At 62.2% G+C, this 21,015-nt stretch carries 20 protein-coding genes; 10 read left to right on the top strand and 10 right to left on the bottom strand.

The window, feature by feature from the left end:
• The first annotated feature begins 92 nt into the window (after positions 1-92).
• The 4 genes from NWI_RS07600 to NWI_RS07585 all read left to right on the top strand — a co-directional run bounded on the left by NWI_RS07600 (position 93) and on the right by NWI_RS07585 (position 4,026).
• Complete coding sequence (locus tag NWI_RS07600; protein ID WP_011314734.1) at positions 93-932, top strand: septal ring lytic transglycosylase RlpA family protein; 840 nt, start codon at positions 93-95, stop codon at positions 930-932.
• A gap of 123 nt (positions 933-1,055) precedes the next feature.
• On the top strand, positions 1,056-2,297 hold the full coding sequence (locus NWI_RS07595; protein WP_011314733.1) for a D-alanyl-D-alanine carboxypeptidase family protein: 1,242 nt from the start codon (positions 1,056-1,058) through the stop codon (positions 2,295-2,297).
• Complete coding sequence (tmk, locus tag NWI_RS07590) at positions 2,297-2,989, top strand: dTMP kinase (protein WP_011314732.1); 693 nt, start codon at positions 2,297-2,299, stop codon at positions 2,987-2,989. Before NWI_RS07595 ends, tmk begins: the two co-directional genes overlap by 1 nt.
• Positions 2,986-4,026, top strand: a complete 1,041-nt coding sequence (locus NWI_RS07585; protein ID WP_011314731.1) for a DNA polymerase III subunit delta' — start codon at positions 2,986-2,988, stop codon at positions 4,024-4,026. The genes tmk and NWI_RS07585 overlap by 4 nt, the downstream gene beginning before the upstream one ends.
• A gap of 51 nt (positions 4,027-4,077) precedes the next feature.
• On the opposite strand, the gene NWI_RS18220 is transcribed toward NWI_RS07585, so the two are convergent.
• Entirely contained in the window at positions 4,078-4,566 is a 489-nt protein-coding gene (locus NWI_RS18220; RefSeq protein ID WP_244375003.1) for a hypothetical protein, read from the bottom strand.
• Between NWI_RS18220 and metG the strand changes: the two genes are divergently transcribed.
• From metG to NWI_RS07555, 5 genes are all read left to right on the top strand, one after another.
• A complete protein-coding gene (gene metG / locus NWI_RS07575) occupies positions 4,535-6,169 on the top strand; it encodes a methionine--tRNA ligase (protein ID WP_011314730.1) in 1,635 nt (544 codons plus the stop codon). The two genes, NWI_RS18220 and metG, sit on opposite strands and share 32 nt — an antisense overlap.
• A 14-nt stretch (positions 6,170-6,183) precedes the next feature.
• Positions 6,184-6,975, top strand: a complete 792-nt coding sequence (locus tag NWI_RS07570; protein ID WP_011314729.1) for a TatD family hydrolase — start codon at positions 6,184-6,186, stop codon at positions 6,973-6,975.
• Positions 6,972-7,775, top strand: coding sequence for an MBL fold metallo-hydrolase (locus NWI_RS07565; protein WP_011314728.1), 804 nt, complete (start codon positions 6,972-6,974; stop codon positions 7,773-7,775). Before NWI_RS07570 ends, NWI_RS07565 begins: the two co-directional genes overlap by 4 nt.
• A gap of 42 nt (positions 7,776-7,817) precedes the next feature.
• Positions 7,818-8,144 carry a YnfA family protein gene (locus tag NWI_RS07560; RefSeq protein ID WP_011314727.1) on the top strand — a complete coding sequence of 109 codons (327 nt, stop codon included), beginning with the start codon at positions 7,818-7,820 and terminating at the stop codon, positions 8,142-8,144.
• A 294-nt stretch (positions 8,145-8,438) separates the two neighbouring features.
• Positions 8,439-8,783 carry a carboxymuconolactone decarboxylase family protein gene (locus NWI_RS07555; RefSeq protein ID WP_011314726.1) on the top strand — a complete coding sequence of 115 codons (345 nt, stop codon included), beginning with the start codon at positions 8,439-8,441 and terminating at the stop codon, positions 8,781-8,783.
• 87 nt (positions 8,784-8,870) lie between these two features.
• Here NWI_RS07555 and NWI_RS07550 read toward each other — a convergent pair whose 3' ends face one another.
• The 5 genes from NWI_RS07550 to queC form a co-directional block, all read right to left on the bottom strand.
• The gene (locus NWI_RS07550; RefSeq protein WP_011314725.1) at positions 8,871-12,071 is read right to left on the bottom strand and encodes an efflux RND transporter permease subunit; all 3,201 of its coding nucleotides are present in this window, start codon (positions 12,069-12,071) and stop codon (positions 8,871-8,873) included.
• Positions 12,061-13,053 carry a divalent metal ion exporter adaptor subunit IhpB gene (gene ihpB, locus NWI_RS07545; protein ID WP_011314724.1) on the bottom strand — a complete coding sequence of 331 codons (993 nt, stop codon included), beginning with the start codon at positions 13,051-13,053 and terminating at the stop codon, positions 12,061-12,063. Before ihpB ends, NWI_RS07550 begins: the two co-directional genes overlap by 11 nt.
• A complete protein-coding gene (ihpA, locus tag NWI_RS07540) occupies positions 13,050-14,321 on the bottom strand; it encodes a divalent metal ion exporter subunit IhpA (RefSeq protein ID WP_011314723.1) in 1,272 nt (423 codons plus the stop codon). The genes ihpB and ihpA overlap by 4 nt, the downstream gene beginning before the upstream one ends.
• Positions 14,322-14,374: 53 nt before the next feature.
• The gene (locus tag NWI_RS07535; RefSeq protein ID WP_244375002.1) at positions 14,375-14,680 is read right to left on the bottom strand and encodes a hypothetical protein; all 306 of its coding nucleotides are present in this window, start codon (positions 14,678-14,680) and stop codon (positions 14,375-14,377) included.
• A 333-nt stretch (positions 14,681-15,013) separates the two neighbouring features.
• The gene (queC, locus tag NWI_RS07530) at positions 15,014-15,730 is read right to left on the bottom strand and encodes a 7-cyano-7-deazaguanine synthase QueC (RefSeq protein ID WP_011314721.1); all 717 of its coding nucleotides are present in this window, start codon (positions 15,728-15,730) and stop codon (positions 15,014-15,016) included.
• 134 nt (positions 15,731-15,864) lie between these two features.
• On the opposite strand from queC, the gene mazG reads away from it, so the two are divergent.
• A complete protein-coding gene (gene mazG / locus NWI_RS07525; RefSeq protein ID WP_011314720.1) occupies positions 15,865-16,689 on the top strand; it encodes a nucleoside triphosphate pyrophosphohydrolase in 825 nt (274 codons plus the stop codon).
• A 22-nt stretch (positions 16,690-16,711) separates the two neighbouring features.
• On the opposite strand, the gene NWI_RS07520 is transcribed toward mazG, so the two are convergent.
• From NWI_RS07520 to NWI_RS07505, 4 genes are all read right to left on the bottom strand, one after another.
• Positions 16,712-18,148, bottom strand: a complete 1,437-nt coding sequence (locus tag NWI_RS07520) for an NAD-dependent succinate-semialdehyde dehydrogenase (RefSeq protein WP_011314719.1) — start codon at positions 18,146-18,148, stop codon at positions 16,712-16,714.
• Between the two features lie 101 nt (positions 18,149-18,249).
• Positions 18,250-19,623, bottom strand: a complete 1,374-nt coding sequence (gene hflX, locus NWI_RS07515) for a GTPase HflX (protein ID WP_041344895.1) — start codon at positions 19,621-19,623, stop codon at positions 18,250-18,252.
• 23 nt (positions 19,624-19,646) lie between these two features.
• Entirely contained in the window at positions 19,647-19,895 is a 249-nt protein-coding gene (gene hfq / locus NWI_RS07510; RefSeq protein ID WP_009797508.1) for an RNA chaperone Hfq, read from the bottom strand.
• 184 nt (positions 19,896-20,079) lie between these two features.
• The gene (locus NWI_RS07505; protein WP_011314717.1) at positions 20,080-20,937 is read right to left on the bottom strand and encodes a D-amino-acid transaminase; all 858 of its coding nucleotides are present in this window, start codon (positions 20,935-20,937) and stop codon (positions 20,080-20,082) included.
• Between the last annotated feature and the right edge of the window lie 78 nt (positions 20,938-21,015).

Raw genomic sequence — 21,015 nt, 5'->3', positions numbered from 1 at the left:
CACGACTTGGTATGGTCGTGACCGTATCATGATCATGCTGACTGGCGCTGTGAAGTGGGGCAGTCCCGCCAGGGATCGGGACTTGGGGACGGATGGGGAAATCAGGTTCAGATCGAATCCGGCTTGCTGCGCGTGCCTTAGCCGCCGCAGGCGCATGTCTGATGCTCGCCAATTGCGGCTCATCGAGCAAACTCAGCCGGATTGACCCGAAGTACGGCGTTTCGAGCAGTCCTCGGGTGGTTGCCTCGGGCGACACGGTGCCAAAAGGCGGCGGGACTTACCGGATCGGCAAGCCCTATACGGTCGCCGGACGTGTTTACGTTCCCCAGGAAAACACCAAATACAAAGCCGAAGGGCTCGCGTCCTGGTATGGCGACGCCTTCCATGGCCGCCTGACAGCCAACGGCGAGGTTTTCGACATGGCTTCGCTGTCTGCCGCGCATCCGACCCTTCCGTTGCCGTGCTATGTCCGGGTCACAAACCTCGGCAACAGCAAATCCCTGGTCGTCCGCGTCAACGATCGCGGACCGTATCACGGTAACCGGCTGATCGATGTCTCGAACAAGGCGGCCGAATTGCTGGAGTTCAAGCGAAATGGCGTCGCGCCGGTGCGGGTCGAATATGTCGGACGCGCGCCACTTGAAGGTTCTGACGATCGGCAATTGATGGCGACCTTGCGAACGGGCGTTCCCGCGCCGTCGCCGTCCACCGTCAGGGTCGCCTCGGCGCGGCCGTTTGTTCCTGAACTCCGGCCGTCGATCGGCGAAACCTCCGCGTCCAGCCGTGTCTCGACGCATCGACAGGAATCTGATGGTCGGCGAGAGGTTTCATACGGTGAGGGCGATGTTACGGGCCGTGTCCACCCGGTCGCCGCTTATGCGCCGGCGGACCAGAGCGGACCGAGCGAATTCTCGGCCCGAGGGCTCTATTAAGCGCCGCTCACCTCCTGGGGAAACCCCCTAAGCCTGCTGTGATTTATCCGGCCCTTCACGCGCGCGGGCCCATGTTGTTCGCGATCACCCCAACTGATAAAAGGGTCTGCTCGGGACCGTATCATGACAACCAGATCTTCCACGCCCGACAGACGCGGGGGGCTCGCCTGGCGCGGTCTGGTAGCCGCCGCCATCCTCACGATCAGCCTCGACGGAGTCGTGCTGGCTGCGAACAACAGCGTCCAGGGAGCGAAGAAAGAAGATATCTACGAAACCAGCGCCCCGACCGCAATTCTGCTCGAAGCCAAAAGCGGTAGCGTGCTTTTCGAGAAGAACGCAGATGAACTGCGTGCACCGTCCAGCATGATGAAGCTGATGACGGCGGAAGTCGTTTTCAACGCCGTCACAAAAGGCGAGATCAAGCTCACGGACGAATACGTCATCAGCGAAAACACCTGGCGAAAGGGCGGGGCGCCCTCCGGCGGATCAACGATGTTCGCGGCGATCAACAGCCGCATCCCTGTCCAGGACCTCCTGCGCGGCGCGATCATCCAGAGCGGAAACGACTCCTGCATGGCGCTCGCGGAGGGCATCGCCGGCCACGAAAGCGCCTTCGCGGAAAAGATGACGGCGCGCGCGCGGGAATTGGGCATGAGCCGTTCCACCTTCGCCAATTCCAGTGGTCTGCCGCATCCCGACAACAAGATGACCGTTCGGGAGCTTGCGGCGCTGGCGCGCCACATCATCCTGACATACCCGGATTTTTACAAGCTGTTCGGCGAGCGCGAATTCACCTGGAACAAGATCCGCCAGTCAAACCGCAACGCGCTTCTCGCCGCGATGGATGGGGCCGACGGGCTCAAGACCGGCTATACCAAGGAGGGGGGATACGGCCTGGTCGGCTCGGTGGTTCAGAACGGCACGCGGCTGATCGTGGTCGTGAACGGTCTCGAAAGCGCCGACTACCGGCTGACCGCAGCCAGGAAATTGCTGGAATGGGGGTTTCGAAATTTCGAGGTCCGGACCCTGTTCGCCGCGGAACAGCCGATCGGCTACGCCAAGGTATTTGGCGGCGATAGCGGCTCCGTTCAGGTGGCCGTGTCAGACCCGGTCCAGGTCATGGTTCAGAAGAACGGCGGCGACAGGCTGATCGCGCGCATCGTTTATTCCGGGCCGGTCCGCGCGCCGATTGCGCCGGGGCAGCCGATCGGCGTCGTCAGGGTGTGGCGAGGCAGGGAAGTAGCGGTGGAGATGCCGGTTCATGCCACGAAAGCGGTTGGCATCGGCTCGACCATGCGCCGCGCGTTCGATGGAGTGATCGAGCTTGTCGTCGGGACGGTGCGCTCAGGCGCCGCGAAACTCTGATGGCCCAGGCCACGCCCAAAGCCGACTCGCAGCGCGGACGTTTCATTACTTTCGAGGGCGGGGAGGGGTCCGGTAAATCCACGCAGATCAGGATTCTGGCCGAACGTCTTCAGGCGGCGAAGCTGCGCGCCATCGTCACGCGAGAGCCGGGAGGATCGCCGGGAGCCGAAATCATTCGACACCTCGTCCTGTCGGGCGTGGGCAAGCTGCTCGGCGCCGACGCCGAGACTTTGCTGTTCGCGGCGGCCCGCGATGACCATGTCCACACCGTCATCAAGCCCGCTCTGGAGCAGGGCATCTGGGTGCTCTGCGACCGGTTTGCCGATTCGACCCGCGTCTATCAGGGTCAATTGGGGAACGTGCTGCCCGGCGTGCTGAACGCGATGGAGCGGGTCACGATCGGCGATCTCAAGCCTGACCTGACGGTGATCCTCGATGTCCCCGTCGAGGTCGGCTTGCAGCGCGCGGCCGCTCGCCGTGGCAGCGGCGCGCCGGATCGCTTCGAGGCGGAGGATATTGCTTTTCACCGCAAACTCCGCGACGCCTATCGCGCGATCGCCGCGAGCGATCCGCAACGCTGCGTGGTGATCGATGCCGACGCAGACCTCGACGCGGTGGCCGCGAGAGTATGGGCGGCCCTGCACGACCGCGCGCTGACGGCTGACGCCGCCACGAAAGCCTCACGCGCATGATCGCACGCCCGGCCGCCACGGAAACGCCGTTTCCACATCCGCGCGAGACCACCGCGCTTTTCGGCCATGGCGAGGCGGAACGAACGTTGCTCGACGCTTATCGCAGCGGCCGCATTCCACACGCGTGGCTGATCGGCGGCGCGCCGGGGATCGGCAAGGCGACGCTGGCCTATCGGATGGCGCGATTTGTGCTCGCTCATGCCGATCCCGCTACACCGCGGGTGCAATCGGCCGAAACGCTTGAGTTGGACCTGATGCATCCGGCTATACGCCACGTCGCGGCCGACACGCATGGCGGGCTCCTGACGCTGGAGCGGACACTCAACGAAAAGGGGGTGATGCGCACGGTCATCAGCGTCGAGCAGACGCGGGAGACCATCGCCTTTTTCGGATCGACCGCGACCGGGAACGGGTGGAGGGTGTGCATCGTCGATCCCGTCGACGAACTCAACCCCAACGCCGCCAATGCGCTGCTCAAGGTGCTTGAGGAGCCGCCGCACCGGTCGCTGTTCTTCCTGATCAGCCATGCTCCGGCGCGGGTATTGGCGACGATGCAATCACGATGCCGCAAGCTGATGCTGCGCCCGCTGGCGGCGAGCGATGTGATCAGCGCGGCCGCGGCAGCGGCCGGTATCGCGCCCGACGATGCGTCCTTGCGGAATGTCGCCGGAGCGGCAGAGGGAAGCGTCGCGCGGGCGCTGGCGCTCCTGGGAGGCGGCGCGCTGAAGCTCCATCAACGCACGACGGCGTTGTTGAACAACCTTCCGCACATCGACCCCGGCGAACTCCACGCGCTCGGCGACGCCATCAGCGGCAGCGATCGCGCCGCGCTTGGCGCGTTTATCGACAGTGTGGACCGCTGGATGGGCGAGCGACTTCGCATCAGCGACGCGAACGCCGATCTTCCTCGTCTTGCACGGCTCGCGGAGGTATGGGAAAAGATCAACAATACCGCGCGCGAGACAGAGACCTATAATCTCGAACGAAAACCCTTGGTTTTTTCGGTGTTCGGGCTTCTCGCGGAAGCAACGCGGTAAAACATTCCGCCCAAGATTGTTCTCGACGTTGTTCTCGACCTCCAGCCTGCTTCATAAGGAATTCGTGGTGGCTCCCGCTAAGAAGAAAACGGCCAAGAAACCTCGCGTGAAATCCCGCAAGCCGCGCTCCGCCGCCACCGGCCGTAACCCGAAAGCAAAAACGCGCGGCAAGACGGCGGTTAAGAAGACCACCAAACGCAAGAAGACGCCCGCGAAGGGGACGACGACAGCGCGCGGGCCGAAGCCGGCTAGAAAGGCGGCGAAGAAGAAGACACTCAAGAAAGCGGCCAGGAAAACCACCAAGAGGACGGTCAGAAAAGCGGCCAGGAAACCGGCTAAAAAGCAGCCGGCGACAAGAACTCCGAAGAAGGTCGCGTCCAAGAAGACAGCGTCGAAGAAGGTCGCGCCAAAGAAACCCACGGCGAAGAAAGTGACGCCGAGAAAAACCGCGCCGAGGAAAGCGGCACCAGAAAAGGCCGCGCGGAAGCGATCCGTTACAACGCCTCCGGTGAAAAAGACAAAGCCGCGAGCACCGCGCAAGGTTGCCGCCAAGGTCGATACGGCCGCTGCATCGCTTCCCTCGAGTCCGGCGTCATCGCGAGCCGATACGTTCTATATCACCACAGCCATCGTTTATCCGAACGGCGCGCCGCACATCGGCCACGCATATGAGGCCATCGCCACCGACGCGCTCGCGCGTTTCCAAAGGCTCGACGGCAAGGATGTGTTCTTCCTGACCGGCACCGACGAGCACGGCCAGAAGATGGTGCAGACGGCGCAACGGGAAAACATATCAGCGCTTGAACTCGCCACGCGAAACGCGGAGTTGCTACGGAAACTCGACGAGGCGCTGGACATCTCGTTCGACCGGTTCATTCGCACATCGGAATCGGCACACCATCGCTCGGTCCAGGACATCTGGAAGCGCATGGCCGGGAACGGCGACATCTATCTGTCGAACTACTCCGGCTGGTACTCGGTGCGCGACGAAGCCTATTACGCGGAGGACGAGACGGTCGTCGGCGAGGACAACGTGCGGCGCGGCCCGCAAGGTACGCCCGTCGAATGGGTGGAAGAGAAGAGCTATTTTTTCAAGCTCTCGGCCTATGAGGACAGGCTTCTTGCATTGTACGAAAGCGAGCCGGACTTCATAGGTCCGGATTCCCGCCGCAACGAAGTCGTCAGCTTCGTGAAGGGCGGCCTGAAGGATCTGTCGATCTCGCGCACCACTTTCGACTGGGGCGTCAAGGTTCCCGGCGATCCCGAGCACGTCATGTACGTCTGGGTCGATGCGCTGACCAACTATATCACCGGCGTCGGCTTTCCGGACGAGGACGAGAGCAACTGGCGCTTCTGGCCGGCCGATATCCACATCATCGGCAAGGACATCATCCGCTTTCATGCGGTGTACTGGCCTGCCTTCCTGATGTCGGCGGGAATCGCGTTGCCGAAGCGGGTGTATGCGCACGGCTTCTTGTTCAATCGCGGTGAGAAAATGTCGAAGTCGGTCGGCAATGTGGTCGATCCCTTCAGCCTTGCCGCGCAGTATGGCGTCGATCAGATGCGCTACTTCTTCCTGCGCGAGGTGCCCTTCGGACAGGACGGCAGCTACAACCACGAGGCGATCGTGGCGCGCATCAATGCCGACCTCGCCAACGACTTCGGCAACCTCGCGCAACGCTCGCTGTCGATGATCGCCAAGCAGCACGGCGGCGTTCTGCCCGAGCCCGGCGATTTCAGCGACGCCGACAAGGCGATCCTTGCACAGGCGGACGGCATGATCGCGATCGCGCGTGAGGCGATGAATACGCAGCAGATTCATCAGGCCCTCAATGCCATCTGGTCCGTCGTCGCCGAAGCCAACCGCTATTTTGCAGGCGAAGCGCCCTGGGCCCTGGCCAAGACCGACCCGGCGCGGCAGAAGACCGTGCTATATGTCACCGCCGAGGTAGTGCGCCAGATCGCTATCCTGGCGCAGCCCGCGATGCCTGCCGCCTGTGCGAAGCTTCTCGACATTCTCGGCATTCCCGCGGACGAGCGGAATTTTGCGATGCTCGGCGGCGACATCCGCATCAGACCGGGATCGGCTTTGCCGGCGCCGGTCCCGGTGTTTCCGCGCTATGTCGAACCGCCTTCAGCCTGAACCGTTGAACGCCGATGCTTGTCGACAGCCACTGCCATCTGGACTTTCCCGATTTCGCCGATGAACTCGACGCCGTGGTCGCGCGCGCTGAAGCGGCGGGGGTAGGGCGCATGGTGACAATTTCAACGCGGGTGAGGGAGCAGGCGAAACTGCTCGCCATCGCGGAACGGTTTCCGGATGTCTATTGCTCGGTCGGCACCCATCCGCATCATGCCGACGAAGAGGGCGGCATTTCGATCGACGAACTCATCGCGCTGACACGCCATCCAAAAGTCGCCGCGCTGGGAGAGGCGGGGCTGGATTATTTCTACGAGCACGGCTCGCACGCTGCGCAGGCGCGGGGATTCGGCACTCACATCGCAGCCGCACGCGAGACCGGTTTACCCTTGGTGATCCACACCCGCGAGGCGGACGAGGACTGCGGTCATATCCTCGATGAGGAAATGGCGAAGGGCGCTTTTCGCGCCGTGCTGCATTGCTACACGGGTGGCCGCGAACTCGCGATGAAAGCGGTCGCGCTCGGATTGTATATCGGCTTCACCGGAATTCTGACCTTCAAGAAATCCGACGCGTTGCGCGCGCTCGCCGCGGAACTACCCGCAGATCGCATCCTGGTCGAGACCGATGCACCGTATCTTGCGCCTGGCAAGTTTCGCGGCAAGCGCAACGAGCCCTCTTATGTCGTGGAGACCGCGAAGGTGTTGGCGGACGCGCGCGGCGTTTCATTCGACGACATCTCGCGACAAACCACCGAGAATTTCTTTCGGCTGTTCTCCAAGGTACCGCATCCGGACGCCGCCGCATGACGCTGACCTTGACCATTCTCGGCTGCGGCTCGTCCGCCGGCGTGCCACGCCCGGCAATGGGCTGGGGCGCCTGCGATCCCGCGAATCCGAAGAACCGCCGCCGTCGCTGCTCGCTCATGGCCGAACGCACCTCGGAGGAGGGCACGACGCGCGTTGTGATCGACACCTCGCCTGACCTGCGTGAGCAGTTGATCGACGCCAATGTCGATCATATCGATGCGGTGTTCCTGAGCCACGAACATGCCGACCAGACTCACGGGATCGATGACCTCCGCTCGGTCGTCCTGCATCAGGGCCGGCGGATCCCGGTTTATCTCAATAAGTCCACGGCCGTGGATGTCATGCAGCGTTTTGCGTACTGCTTCGAGACACCCGAAGGCAGCTTCTATCCGCCGATACTGGAGCAACGCTCGATCGAGGCGGGCGAAAGCAGGACCATCAACGGCAGCGGCGGCGCGCTCACATTGTCGGCCTTCCTGGTGCGGCACGGTCAAATCACGGCGCTGGGATATCGGATCGGCGACGCCGCTTATACGCCCGATCTCTGCGATATTCCGCCAGAAAGCTGGCCTGCTCTGAAAAATCTCGATCTGTGGATCGTCGATGCGCTGCGCTACGCGCAGCACCCTACTCATTTCAGCGTCGCCGATGCGTTGTCCTGGATCGACCGCTTCAAGCCCAGACGCGCCGTGATCACCAACATGCATTCCGATCTGGATTACGAAATCCTGCGGCGGGAGCTTCCTACGAATGTCACGCCGGCGTATGACGGGATGCGTCTCACGATCGATCCGGCCTGATCGATCTCAGCGCGGTTTCAGCAACATCACGAACAGATCAAAGTGATCACACCTGCTGCATATGTTGGCGCCGCCATTGCGGAAATCGCCGGCTGCTTCGCATTCTGGGCCTGGCTGCGTCTTGGAAAGTCGGTTTGGTGGCTCGTGCCCGGAATGGCTTCCCTGGCGCTGTTCGCTTATCTGCTGACATTGGTCGACAGCGAAGCGGCGGGGCGCGCCTACGCGGCTTACGGCGGAATTTACATCATGGCATCGCTGGGCTGGCTCTGGTCCGTGGAAGGCATTGAGCCGGACAGGTGGGATCTCGCGGGCGCGCTGATCTGCCTTATAGGGGCCGTGGTCATTCTGATCGGACCGCACGAAATCTGATTAAGCCTCTGATCCTTCGGCGAAAAGTCCCCCGGCGAAGCATCCCGAAAATATTCCATAATATACCTTATGCGAATTCTGGATCGGCCACCGGGTAAGCACGAACAAACATGGGTGAGCGGGATTGTCGTCCGCGCTCGAGTTTGTCACTCTCGCCCCGGTGCTTGGCGGTCGGGAGAAGAGTGATGTTCTGATTTTTAGCGGGCCTGGCTTTGCGGGCCCGACTTTAGAGAGAGGTCGCTGTCGCCGCCTCGAAGGCCGTGTCCGAACCATGAAAAAGCAGAGGAGGCCTACATGCTTGATTGGGCGAACTTTCGGAACAAGTTGTCGTCACGCGTCGGCGAACTGCGCAAACTTTCACCCGACACCGTCGATGCCTATCGCATGGCCGGCGGCGCGGGCGCCAAGACCGGGCATCTCGATGGAAAAACGCGCGAGCTCATTTCGCTTGCCGTCGCGGTCACGACGCGCTGCGACGGCTGTATCGCCGTTCACGCGGCGAAGGCGGTGCAGGAAGGTGCGACGCGCGAAGAAATCGCCGAGGCGCTGGGCGTTGCTGTGGCAATGAACGCCGGGGCAGCCGTCGTCTTTTCCGCAAGAGTTCTCGACGCGGTGGATGCGGTCGAGGGCGCGCGATAGGCCGTTTTGATCCCCCCGCCTCCACCCCGGCCGCGTACGCCGGATCAGTCACCCGTCCCGCCGCCCCCGTCCCTGACGAACTCGCGGTCAGGGATGGGTTGTGCGCGGCTGTTCAGCGGCTGGGTCGGAATCTTTCCGGAACAGGATATATAGCGCCGGCAGCACCAGCAGCGTGAGGATGGTGGACGAGACGATGCCGCCGATTACGACCGTCGCCAATGGCCGCTGCACTTCCGCTCCGGCCCCGGTCGCGATCGCCATCGGAACGAACCCCAGCGAGGCGACCAGCGCCGTCATCAGAACCGGCCGCAGCCGGGTCGACGCGCCCTGACGCACGGCATCCCACACCGGCTTTCCCTCGCGCCGCAGCCGCTCGATGAACGCTACGATGACCATGCCGTTCAGAACCGCGACGCCGGACAGCGCGATGAAACCCACCCCGGCGCTGATCGAGAGCGGCAGGCCGCGCAGCAGCAGCGCCAGCACGCCGCCTGTCAGGGCTAGCGGCACGCCGCTGAAGACCAGCAGCGCATCGGCGACCGAACCGAAGCTCATGAACAACAGCAGCAGCACGAGCGCCAGCGCGACCGGCACCACGACGGTCAGCCGCTGGGTGGCCGAAACCAGCTGCTCGAACTGCCCTCCCCAGCCGATCCAGTATCCCGGCGGCAGCTGGACCTTTTCCGCGACGGCGTGCTGCGCGTCAGCCACGAATGATCCAAGGTCGCGTTCACGAACGTTGGCGGTGACAACGATGCGACGCTTGCCATTCTCTCGGCTGATCTGATTGGGGCCCGGCGCGACATCGACGGCCGCCACCGACGACAGCGGCACGTAACGCATCTGCACCGGAGACGTCGCCCACGCAAACTTCGTCGCCTCCGCCGCCGCGATCCCGGCTGAAGGCAGCGGAATGGAAATGGCGCGGATCGATTCCAAACGGCCCCTCAGGCTTTCGGGAAGCCGAACCACGATATCGAAACGCCGGTCACCCTCGAACAGCTTCCCGGCGCTCTTGCCGCCGATGGCGATCTCCACGACGTTCTGGACGTCGGCGATGCTGAGGCCGTAGCGCGACAGCGCCTGACGATCGAGCTTGACCGTCAGAATGGGCAGTCCCGACACCTGCTCGGCCTTCACGTCGCTCGCGCCCGCAATGCCCCTGATGACCTCCCTCACCTGCTCCGCCGCCCCCAGCAGAATATCCATGTCGTCGCCGAAGATCTTGATGCCGAGGTCGCTCCGCACGCCTGAAATCAGTTCGTTGACGCGCAGCTGAATCGGTTGCGATATCTCGTAGCTGCTGCCCGGAATTTCATTCGCGGCTGCTTCGATTTCCTCCACCAGATCCGACTTCGGCTTCGACGGGTCAGGCCACTCCCGGCGCGGCTTCAACATGACGTAGCCGTCCGAGATCGACGGCGGCATGGCATCGGTGGCGACCTCCGCTGTGCCGGTTCGCGCGAAGAAGTCCTTCACCTCGGGTAGCTGCTTTATCCGCCTCTCAAGCGTGCTCTGTAGGTCAAGCGATTGCGTCAGGCTGGTCCCCGGTATCCGGATCGCGGCGATCGCGATATCTCCTTCATCGAGCGACGGAATGAATTCGCCACCCATGCGCGTCGCCGCCACTCCGCTGCCGAGGACGATAACGACGGCGACGGCCACAACCATGTGCCGATACCGGATCGCACCATCCAGCAATGGCAGATAAACCTGTTTTGCTCCGCGCATGAAGATGTTCTCCTTTTCGGAGACCTTGCCGGTGACGACGATCGCTACCGCCGCCGGCACGAACGTCACGGAGAGAATCGCGGCGCCCAGCAACGCCATCAGGACCGTCAGCGCCATCGGCGTGAACATTTTTCCTTCAATGCCCGTAAGGGTCAGCACCGGCAGGTACACAACCGCGATGATCATCGTGCCGAAGAGGCTTGGCTTGATGACCTCGCTGGATCCATCGAGAATAGTCTGCAACCGCTCATTGAGCGCTAGAATCCGGCCCTTCCTGCGCTGCTCTTCAGCAAGAAGCCGCAGGCAGTTCTCGACGATGATGACGGCGCCATCGACGATGATGCCGAAATCAATGGCGCCGAGGCTCATGAGATTGGCGCTGACTTTCGTTTCGATCATCCCGGTGATGGTGAAGAGCATGGAAAGCGGGATCACGCACGCCGTCACGATCGCCGCGCGGATGTTGCCAAGGATAAGAAATAGAACAGCGATGACGAGAAGCGCACCCTCGATCAGGTTCTTTTGAACGGTCCTGATGGTCGCATCGACCAGGACGGTCCGATCGTAAACGGTGCGCGTGACCACGCCTTCAGGCAAGGACCTGACGATCTCGTCGAGCTTTGCAGCCACCTGTCTTGCGACGGCGCGACTGTTCTCTCCGATGAGCAGCATCGCCGTGCCGAGCACGGTTTCCTTCCCGTCCATCGTGGCGGCGCCGGTCCTGAGATCCCTGCCCTCCTTCACACTCGCCACGTCACGGATACGAACGGGAATGCCCCCGCGCGAACCAATGACGATCTCCTGAATTTCAGCGATGTTAGCGACCTGCCCCGGCGCGCGGACGAGATATTGTTCGCCGTTGCGCTCGATGTAGCCCGCGCCGACATTGGCGTTATTGGCGGCAAGCGCCGTCATCACGTCGCGAAATCCGAAATTGTAGGCCATCAGGCGTCCGGGATCCGGCAACACGTGAAACTGGCGCTCGTAGCCGCCGATCGTGTTGACTTCGATCACGCCCGGAACGTTGCGAAGTTGCGGCTTGATGATCCAGTCCTGAATGGTGCGCAGGTCGCTCGGTGTAAACTCGCCGCCTCCGGCCGTCCGGGCTCCGGTCCTCGCTTCTACGGTATACATGAAGATTTCGCCGAGGCCGGTCGACACCGGCCCCATCGCGACTTCGACGCCGGGCGGCAACTGATCTCTTACGCGCTGAATGCGCTCGTTGACGAGCTGGCGCGCGAAGTAGATGTCGGTGCCGTCGAGAAAGACCACCGTGACCTGACTCAGGCCGTAGCGTGAACTCGAGCGCGTGTAGTCGAGTTTCGGCAGACCGCCCATCGCGGTCTCGACAGGAAACGTAATCCGCTGTTCGGTTTCCAGCGGCGAATAGCCTGGCGCGCGGGTATTGATCTGGACCTGTACGTTCGTGATGTCAGGTACGGCATCGATGGGAAGCCTCGTGAAATTCCACGCTCCGAGGACGCCGATCCCCAGCACGAACAGCATCATCAGCCATCGCTGGCGAATGGAGAAGGCAAGAACAGCATCAATGATCATGCTCGCCCTCGCCCTTCCCCATCTCCGCTTTCACAACGAAGCTGTTTTCGGCGACATAGGGCTCTCCCGCCACCATGCCGGCTCGAATCTCCACGAACCTCGCATCAGATTCTCCGACCACGACCGGACGAGCCTCGATCTTGTCTTGGTCCTCCCGAACGAACACGACCGTCTTATTGTCCAGCATCTGGATCGCTCCCGCGCGAACGGCAACCGGTACGCTGCGTTTTGTCAGGACAAGCCTGGCCGTGACGAACAGTCCGGGACGCAGGCGCCCATCGGTGTTGGTCAGGACGATCCGGGCGATCGCGGTCTGCGTGTCGATTGATCCGATCGGCGCGACATAAGAGATGTGCCCCTTGATGTCCGCGCCGCCGTCATCCGGATCGATCAGCACTTCATCACCGGTTCGAACCCGTTTCAGGTCCTGACGATAGATCGAAAGGTCGACCCAGATCGTCGACAGGTCCGCGACCACGAAGGCAGGCTTCTGTTCCGAGGCATACTCGCCGAGCGATATCTGGCGATCGATCACGGTCCCGCTGATCGGCGCTTTCAGATCGTAAACGGTGAGACTCTGGTTGCTTTCGATCGATGCAAGCAGGTCGTTACCTGCGACGGTGTCCCCGATCCTTTTCCTGATCGACCGGACGATGCCCGGAAACCGCGGCGTGACCTGAACCACAGTCTCCTGATTGGCCCGCAACACGCCGTTGAACGATAGCGTGTCGCTGAGCGTGACCTCTCCGGCCTCGGCAAGCACCGCCCCGGCGGCCGCGAGTTTGACGTCGCTGATCAGGATGCGCTTGGCGCCATGCTCATCCTCCTCGACATGCCCCCGCTTGAACTCATGGATCGTGTGATCGTGATCCTCACGCAATGCGGGAACACCGGGGTCTGTCAGATCCAACATGCGATAGCCGATCCCTGCGACCGCAAGCACCACGACGGCGAATATGATTATCGTGAATCTCTTGATCATCGGACGCCCCCTCGCGCCAACGCGAACGGATTGCCGACCAGACCCTCGATCGTCGCGACGCCTACGTGAAAGTTCTGCTGCGCCTCCTGCTCACGCAGGCGCGCCTGTGCGACATTCGCCAGGGCATCGAGCACTTCGAGCAACGAAAAGCGCCCCTGCCCGTATCCTTCGAAGATCGCATCGGCGGCGCTGCGCGACTTCGGAATCGCAATCTCACGCAGCACCTTCAGTTCGCGTAAAGAACCTTGCAGCGAGTCATAGGCACGCCCTGCGAGCACGATCAGCGTGTTGCGATTGGATTCCCGTTCGGCTCTGGTTTTTGCGAGGTTTTCCTGCGCGGAAAGGATGTTGCCCTGATTCTGGTCGTATACCGGGATGGGAACCGAAAGCGAGAGTATGACGGCGTCGTCGTTGGTCGTGTTGAAATGACGCCAGCCCGCGCTGACGCGAACGTCGGGATAGGGCTTCAGCCGCGCCACCAGAAGTTCGGCGTTGCGTTGAGCATAGATGGCCGTCCAGCGCATCAACTGCGGATTCGCATCGATCGCGGCAACCACGGCCTGAAAAGACGGAGGCCGGCCCAGGTCGTCCAGCCGTCCCGCGACGGACTTGAACTTGGCGGAAGTGTCTCCCATCAGCGCGGCCAGCTCGCGCCTGGCGCTGGCAAGCCTCGCCCGGATCCGCTCGCGGTCCGCTTTCATCAATGCGGATGCGACGTCCGCCCGGCCGATCTCGGCGGATGACGACGCGCCGGCCTCCACCCGCCGCTGCAGCAACGGCGTCAACGCATCGATCGCGGCGATCTGCTCGTCCAGAATCTGGATCCTGCGCTGGGCGCCGAGAACGCTCAGAAAAGCGACAGCCGTCTCGGACAAGACTTCAAGGCGAACGGCCTTGCGCTGTATCACCGCGGTCTCCACGCCGGCCCGGCCGACGGCAATTCGCGCGTCTCGCTTGCCGAAAAGCTCGAACAACTGGCTGATCTGGAGCGTTGTCTCCGCCGACCGCGTTCCGCGATAATTTCCGGAACCGAGCGAGTTATCCTGCTGATACGATGCTTCGGGATTTATCAGCATCCCGGCCTGGATACCCCTGCCGGTTGCGATGCCGACATCGCGCCCGGCGGCGGTCAGACGCGGGTTGGCGGCGAGCGCGCGTTGAAGCGCGGCCCTCAAGGTCAGCGCTTGCGAATACGACGGCGTCATCAGCCAGGGGCTGATCAGCAGCGCCATCGCCCACGCAAGATGCGCGGCGGACTTTAACAACATGGAAGATCCTGGCGAATAACGGAATCAGGACGTCGATGCGCCCGTGAATACGTTCAGCCCAGGAGTTTCGGCGGAGGCGTATCGATACCGGGGACAAGATCGGAGGCTCGCGTCATCGCCCGAGGCACGGCGGCAGCTTGATGCTCGATCGCAACAGAGAATAACGGCGGATCGGGCAGCGAGACCTGGAAGCATCCGTGGCAGTGATGATCCGCGAGTGCTCCCGGCGAGTCGGTGTCTGCGTGAAGCGAGGCCATCGAGAGAACGATCCGGCTTTCAGGCGCGGACACATTCACGTCGAAACAATGATGCGACGCGCCCGACAATAGATAGGTCACGATCAGAAACACAACCGCCACCCTGCTACGCAATGCGCGCAGACAACAGGTTCGAACGTCGTTTGCGGTGAGTATCAAAAGCGCATCCGTCTCAAGTCGGCACTCGTCGGTCTGGAGCCTTTCCGCTTCTGATTGAATCAGAAGCGAGGCTCTCCATGAACTGTTTTGACGCGTTTTCTTCGCGCGAACCGTATCCATCCTCAAGTCAAGCCCGAAGACATACCTCGCTCGAAACGCTCTAGCACGCGCGCGGACATCAAGTCGACTGCAATACTATAACACATCAGACGGCTTCCAAGCGGACGGCCAGTTGGATTCGTCAGGTTTCATGCCTCCGTCCGATCCGGCCGCATGTCAGGCGATCCGCGCCAGATATTCGCGCCAGCCTTTTGCCCGCAACCCGCACGCCGGGCACTCGCCGCAGCCGTAACCCCAGGCATGCCGCGCACCGCGCTCGCCGAGATAGCAGGTGTGGGAATGTTCACGGATGAGATCGACCAGCCCGGTCCCGCCGAGTTCATGCGCAAGCGACCAGGTTGCACCCTTGTCGAGCCGCATCAGCGGCGTATGCAGTTCGAATTGTCTGACCATTCCAAGATTGAGCGCGATGCGCAGGGCTCTGATGGTTTCATCACGGCAATCGGGATAGCCGGAATAATCGGTCTCGCACATGCCGCCGACGATATCCGTCACGCCGCGCCTGTAGGCCAGCGCCGCCGCGAAAGTCAGGAACACCAGATTGCGCCCCGGCACGAAGGTGTTGGGCAATCCGCTCTCGCTTACTTCGATCGCGACGTTCCGGGTCAACGCCGTATCGGAAATCTCCGCCAGTGTCGGAATGGCGAGCGTGTGGGTTTCGCCGAGCTTCTTCGCCCAATCCGGGCGCAGGGACGCCATGCCCGCGAGCAGACTGTCGCGGCAGTCGAGTTCGATTGCATGGCGCTGGCCGTAGTCGAACCCCAGCGTTTCGACGCGCGCGAACCGTTGCAGCGCCCAGGCAAGGCAGGTGGCGGAGTCCTGGCCTCCGGAAAACAGCACCAGTGCGGTTCGAGAGGCTGGCTCATCGATCATGGCGCAGCCAATAGCATCCCTCGGCTCCCCGCGCCAATCGGTGGGGATTGCGAGGCTGGATCCCATGCTTTTTTCTGGGACGACGGGCTGCTTCAGGCATAGAGAAGCAAGTCCATTCCGATACCGGTGAACCGATGACCACCCCATCCCGCGATATTTCACGCCTGCTCGACATCATGAAGCAATTGAGAACGCCCGGCACCGGCTGCCCTTGGGATCTCGAGCAGACGTTTGCGACCATTGCGCCCTACACCATCGAAGAAGCCTACGAGGTGGCGGATGCGATCGCGCGCAACGATCTGGTTGATCTCTGCGACGAGCTTGGTGACCTGCTATTGCAAGTCGTCTTTCACGCGCGCATCGCGGAAGAGCGGAATGCGTTTTCGTTTGGGGATGTGGTCGAGGCGATCACGCGCAAAATGATCCGGCGGCATCCGCATGTCTTTCCCGACGATGCAGGATACATCGCGCCATCCGATGTGAAAGGAACATGGGAACGCATCAAGGCGGAAGAAAAGGCGGAGCGCGCCGCGCGCAAGCCGATGAGGGAAACGCCGGCTTCGGGTCTGCTCGCGGACATCAAGGCCGGTCAGCCCGCGTTGACGCGCGCGATGGCTTTGCAGCGAAAAGCCTCGACCGTGGGCTTCGACTGGAACGACCCGCGAGCCGTGCTCGACAAGATCCGCGAGGAAGCTGACGAGATCGAGGCGGCGCTGGATCGCGGCGACAGGTCCGAGATCGCGTCTGAGACCGGCGATCTCATGTTCGCACTGGTCAACCTCGCGCGCCATGTCGATGCTGACCCCGAAACCGCGCTGCGTGCGACAAACGCGAAATTCGAACGGCGGTTCGCCCATATCGAACACGCGCTTGCCGCGAAGGGCCGTTCGCTCGAGGATGCATCTCTCGCCGAGATGGATGCGCTGTGGAACGAGGCGAAGCAGAAGGAAACGCGTTAAGCGTTAGGGCGAAACGCGCTGCTTACACGCCGGTCTGGCTGATGAACTTGGTGATGAGATATGATTCCATCGCCTCGATTCCTCCCTCCGAACCGTAACCTGAATCCTTGACGCCTCCGAATGGATTTTCCGGCAAAGCGAGAGCGACATTATTGATGGCGACCATTCCGCTCTCAATGGCCGCGCCAATGGCGGTTGCCGTCCTGGTCGAACTGGTGAACGCATAGGACGCGAGGCCGTATGGCAGGCGGTTCGATTCTTCGGCGGCCTCGTCGAAACTCGAGAACGGCGAAATCAGCGCCAGGGGGCCGAACGGCTCCTCGTTCATGGCGCGGGCTTCCTTCGGCACGTCAACCAGAACTGTCGGCTCGAAAAAATAACCCTTGTTGCCGACGCGATGTCCACCCGCCGCGAGCTTGGCGCCCTTCCCGATCGCGTCCTGAACAAAACCTTCCACGGCGGAAACGCGGCGCGAGTTGGCAAGCGATCCCATCGTTGAATCAGGGTCGAGCCCGTTGCCGACTCTAACCACCTTGGCGGCCTCCGTGAACTTGCCGACGAAATCCTTGTACACCTTTTCCTGCACGAGAAGGCGCGTCGGCGCGATGCAGACCTGACCGGCGTTACGAAACTTGGCGTCCGAGATGATTTTCACCGCGCTTGCGATGTCGGCGTCGTCGAACACGACGGCTGGCGCATGACCGCCGAGTTCCATGGTCGCGCGCTTCATGTGCAGTCCGGCAAGCGCCGCGAGTTGCTTGCCCACCGCCGTCGAGCCTGTGAAGGATATTTTCCTGATGATCGGATGCGGGATCAGATACTCGGAGATTTCGGCAGGCACACCGAAAACGAGATTGATGACGCCGTCGGGCACGCCCGCGTCGATGAATACGCGGAGCAGCTCGGCTGGAGACGCCGGCGTTTCCTCGGGCGCCTTGACGATGATCGAACAGCCGGCGGCGAGCGCTGCCGACAATTTGCGGCAGACCTGATTGATGGGAAAATTCCACGGCGTGAAAGCCGCCGCCGGACCAACCGGCTCCTTGATCGCAATCTGGTAGATGCCCGGGCCCCGCGCGGGAATCACGCGGCCATACGCCCTCCGGGACTCTTCCGCGAACCATTCGATGACGTCGGCCGCGGCCAGCGTCTCGATTCTGGCTTCAGCGAGAACCTTGCCCTGCTCCATCGTCATCAGCGTTGCGATGCGCTCGACTCGCTCCCGCAGCAAGGCTGCCGCCTTACGCATGATCCTGGCGCGCTCGAACGGAGCGACCGCCCGCCAGATCTTGAACCCCTTGTCGGCAGCGGCGAGCGCCTCGTCGAGATCGGCCCGATCGGCATGAGCGACCGTTCCGATCTGTTCTTCGGTCGCGGGGTTGAGGACGGCGATCGTCTTGCCGGAGGCGCCGGGGCGCCACCTTCCGTCGATCAGAAGCGATGTATCCTGATAGCTCACGGAAATCTCCTGCGGCTTTCATGTGATTTGATGGACATGGAATAGTCCGGCGTTCCGCCGGTCAAGACCATCCTTGCGCGGCCTTGCTTTGCGAGCGGAAATCAAAGCGGACGTGGCGCCGCGCCATACCGATTGACGAGTATGTCACGTTTTGTCTCATCGACCCTGACGGTCATGTCGTAGCGGCCGTCGCGTAGTTCCTTGGCGAGCACCTCGGAGTTCCGATGCAGCCAGCTGATCGCCGCGCCATCCGAGGCGTCGACCGACAGATCCAGCGTGGTTCGGGTTGCCGCCAGCCGATCCTCGATCGCCGCAAGCAGCGTCTCAACCCCTTCGCCGGTTTCGGCAGAAACAAGAAAACGCGGCACATCCGTCGAACGGCGTGCAGCCACGTTCTCCAGGTCTTTGCGCTGATCCGCATCGAAGCGATCGATCTTGTTCCAGACCTCGATCATGCGCGCCGGTCCGTCGGGGTCGATGCCGAGTTGATGCAGCACGGCTTCGACATCGTGCTGCTGCGGCTCCGTATCCTCATGCGAAATGTCACGAACATGAAGGATAACGTCCGCCTCCATCACCTCCTCCAACGTCGCGCGGAAAGCAGCGACGAGCTGGGTCGGCAGATTAGATATGAATCCGACGGTGTCCGACAGCATGGCCTTTCCGCCGTGAGGCAGCGCGAGCGAGCGCAGCGTCGGATCGAGCGTCGCGAACAGCATGTCGGCGGCCTGAACGTCCGCGCGCGTCAATCGATTGAACAGCGTCGATTTGCCGGCATTCGTGTAGCCGACCAGCGCGACCACGCGATAGGGCACGCGCTGCCGCCCGGCGCGATGCAGCCGCCGCGTCGCCTGCACCTTCTTGAGTTCGTTTTCCAGTCGCGTGATGCGATCGCCGATCAGGCGGCGATCCGCCTCGATCTGGGTTTCGCCGGGCCCGCCCATGAATCCGAAGCCGCCACGCTGCCGTTCGAGGTGGGTCCAGGAGCGCACCAGACGGCTGCGCTGATAGTTGAGATGAGCGAGTTCGACCTGAAGCGCGCCCTCTTTGGTCTTGGCGCGGCGCCCGAAGATTTCGAGGATCAAGCCGGTGCGGTCCAGCACCTTTGTGCTCCAGGCCTTTTCCAGATTGCGCTGTTGAATGGGCGACAGCGCGCAGTCCATCACCACGAGACCGGCTCCATCGGCGGCGATCAAGCCCTGCAACTCCTCGACCTTGCCCTTACCGAGATATGTCGCGGGCCTGATCTGGCTGACGGGAGCGACGATCGCCTGAATCACATGGAGGTCGATTGCCTTGGCGAGACCGGCGGCTTCATCCAGCCGGGCGTCGGTGTTGCGCAGGGATCGTCGCGGCGTCTCGGCATCGCCGCCCCGCGTCCGCACGTAAGGGCCGATGACGATCGCTCGTCCGGTTGGCTCGCCCCGCATCGACCCCGACGGGTCGGTGCTCCCCTCGAACTGGCGGGGGTCCAATCAGGAAACTTTCAAGTATGTGCTCAAAGCGGAGCATCCTCGCCGCCTTCAAACAACTGGATCGGAGCACCCGGCATGATGGTCGAAATCGCGTGTTTGTAGACCAGTTGTGAATGACCGTCGCGCCTGAGCAGCAGGCAGAAATTGTCGAACCAGGTCACGATTCCCTGGAGCTTGACTCCGTTTACCAGAAAGATCGTCAGAGGCGTTTTCGTCTTACGGACGTGGTTGAGGAAAGTGTCCTGTAGGTTTTGTGCGCGGTCTATCGCCATTTTTGTTATCCCGCAGTTTAACTTTGCTTTTTGGAGCCGGAAGCAGCCCTCCCGAGCGTTTCATGGCCCGCCGGCTCCCCTCTGAGATCCTCCTCATGGACCCGGCCCCCCGGATTAGAAGGCAGAGTATGATGTTACGCAAGCCGGTTCGGGTCCGCGGGTTTACCCGGATACACAAAAACCATCAGGAAAATGCTGAAAAGCGGTGGAATTCCTCTCGAAGCCGCCTTGCAATACCGCCAGGCCGACCATCCCCCACCACCTGGCCGTCGATCGCGACCACGGGCATGACGATCTGAGAAGCCGAGGTTACAAACGCTTCGGCCGCCTCGCGGGCTTCCGCCGGCGTGAACGGGCGCTCTTCAAGCCTGATCTGAAAAGCCCTCAGGACTTCCATGAGAACAGCCCGCGTGATGCCCGCCAGAATGCCCTGGTCCACTGACCGGGTGACGGCCCGGCCGTCCTTCGTCACGATCCAGGCGTTGCTCGACGCGCCTTCGGTGACGAATCCGTCACTATCGACGTACCACGCCTCATGGGCTCCCTTTTCCCGCGCATGCTGCTTTGCCAAAACATTCGGCAGCAGCGCCACTGACTTGATATCCACCCGCGGCCAACGATTCTCCGGCAGAGTAATGACAGAAATGCCGGCGGCGGCGGCTTGCTGCTTTTTCTCGTCATCCAGCGCGCGGGCCGTGACGACGACGCCCGGCTTGACCGGGTTCGGCGGAAAAGCGTGATCGCGCCGGGCCACGCCGCGAGTCACCTGCAGATACACGATTCCGTAGGTCACGCGATTCCGCCGCACGACCTCGCGCATGATGATGCCGAGCGCCGTGATCGGCATCGGTTCGGCGATCCGCAATTCGCGCATCGACCGCTGCAACCGGGCCATGTGCCGGGGAAAATCAACCAGCCTCGCGCCGCGCACCTCGCAAACCTCGTAAACACCGTCGGCAAACTGGTAGCCGCGATCCTCGACGTTGACGCAGGCATCGCGCAGATCGCGATACCGGCCGTTGACATAAGCGATGCGCGACATTCAGCAGGTTTACCTCAGCGTTACCTGTTCTCGATCGAGATGAATACGATTTCGCGGGATGACCATGCGTCAGAGCAA

It is taken from the genome of Nitrobacter winogradskyi Nb-255, assembly GCF_000012725.1.
Taxonomy (GTDB): Bacteria; Pseudomonadota; Alphaproteobacteria; order Rhizobiales; family Xanthobacteraceae; genus Nitrobacter; species Nitrobacter winogradskyi.
Note: the sequence above shows the minus strand (reverse complement) of the source record. Positions and strands in the feature narration are given on the sequence as shown.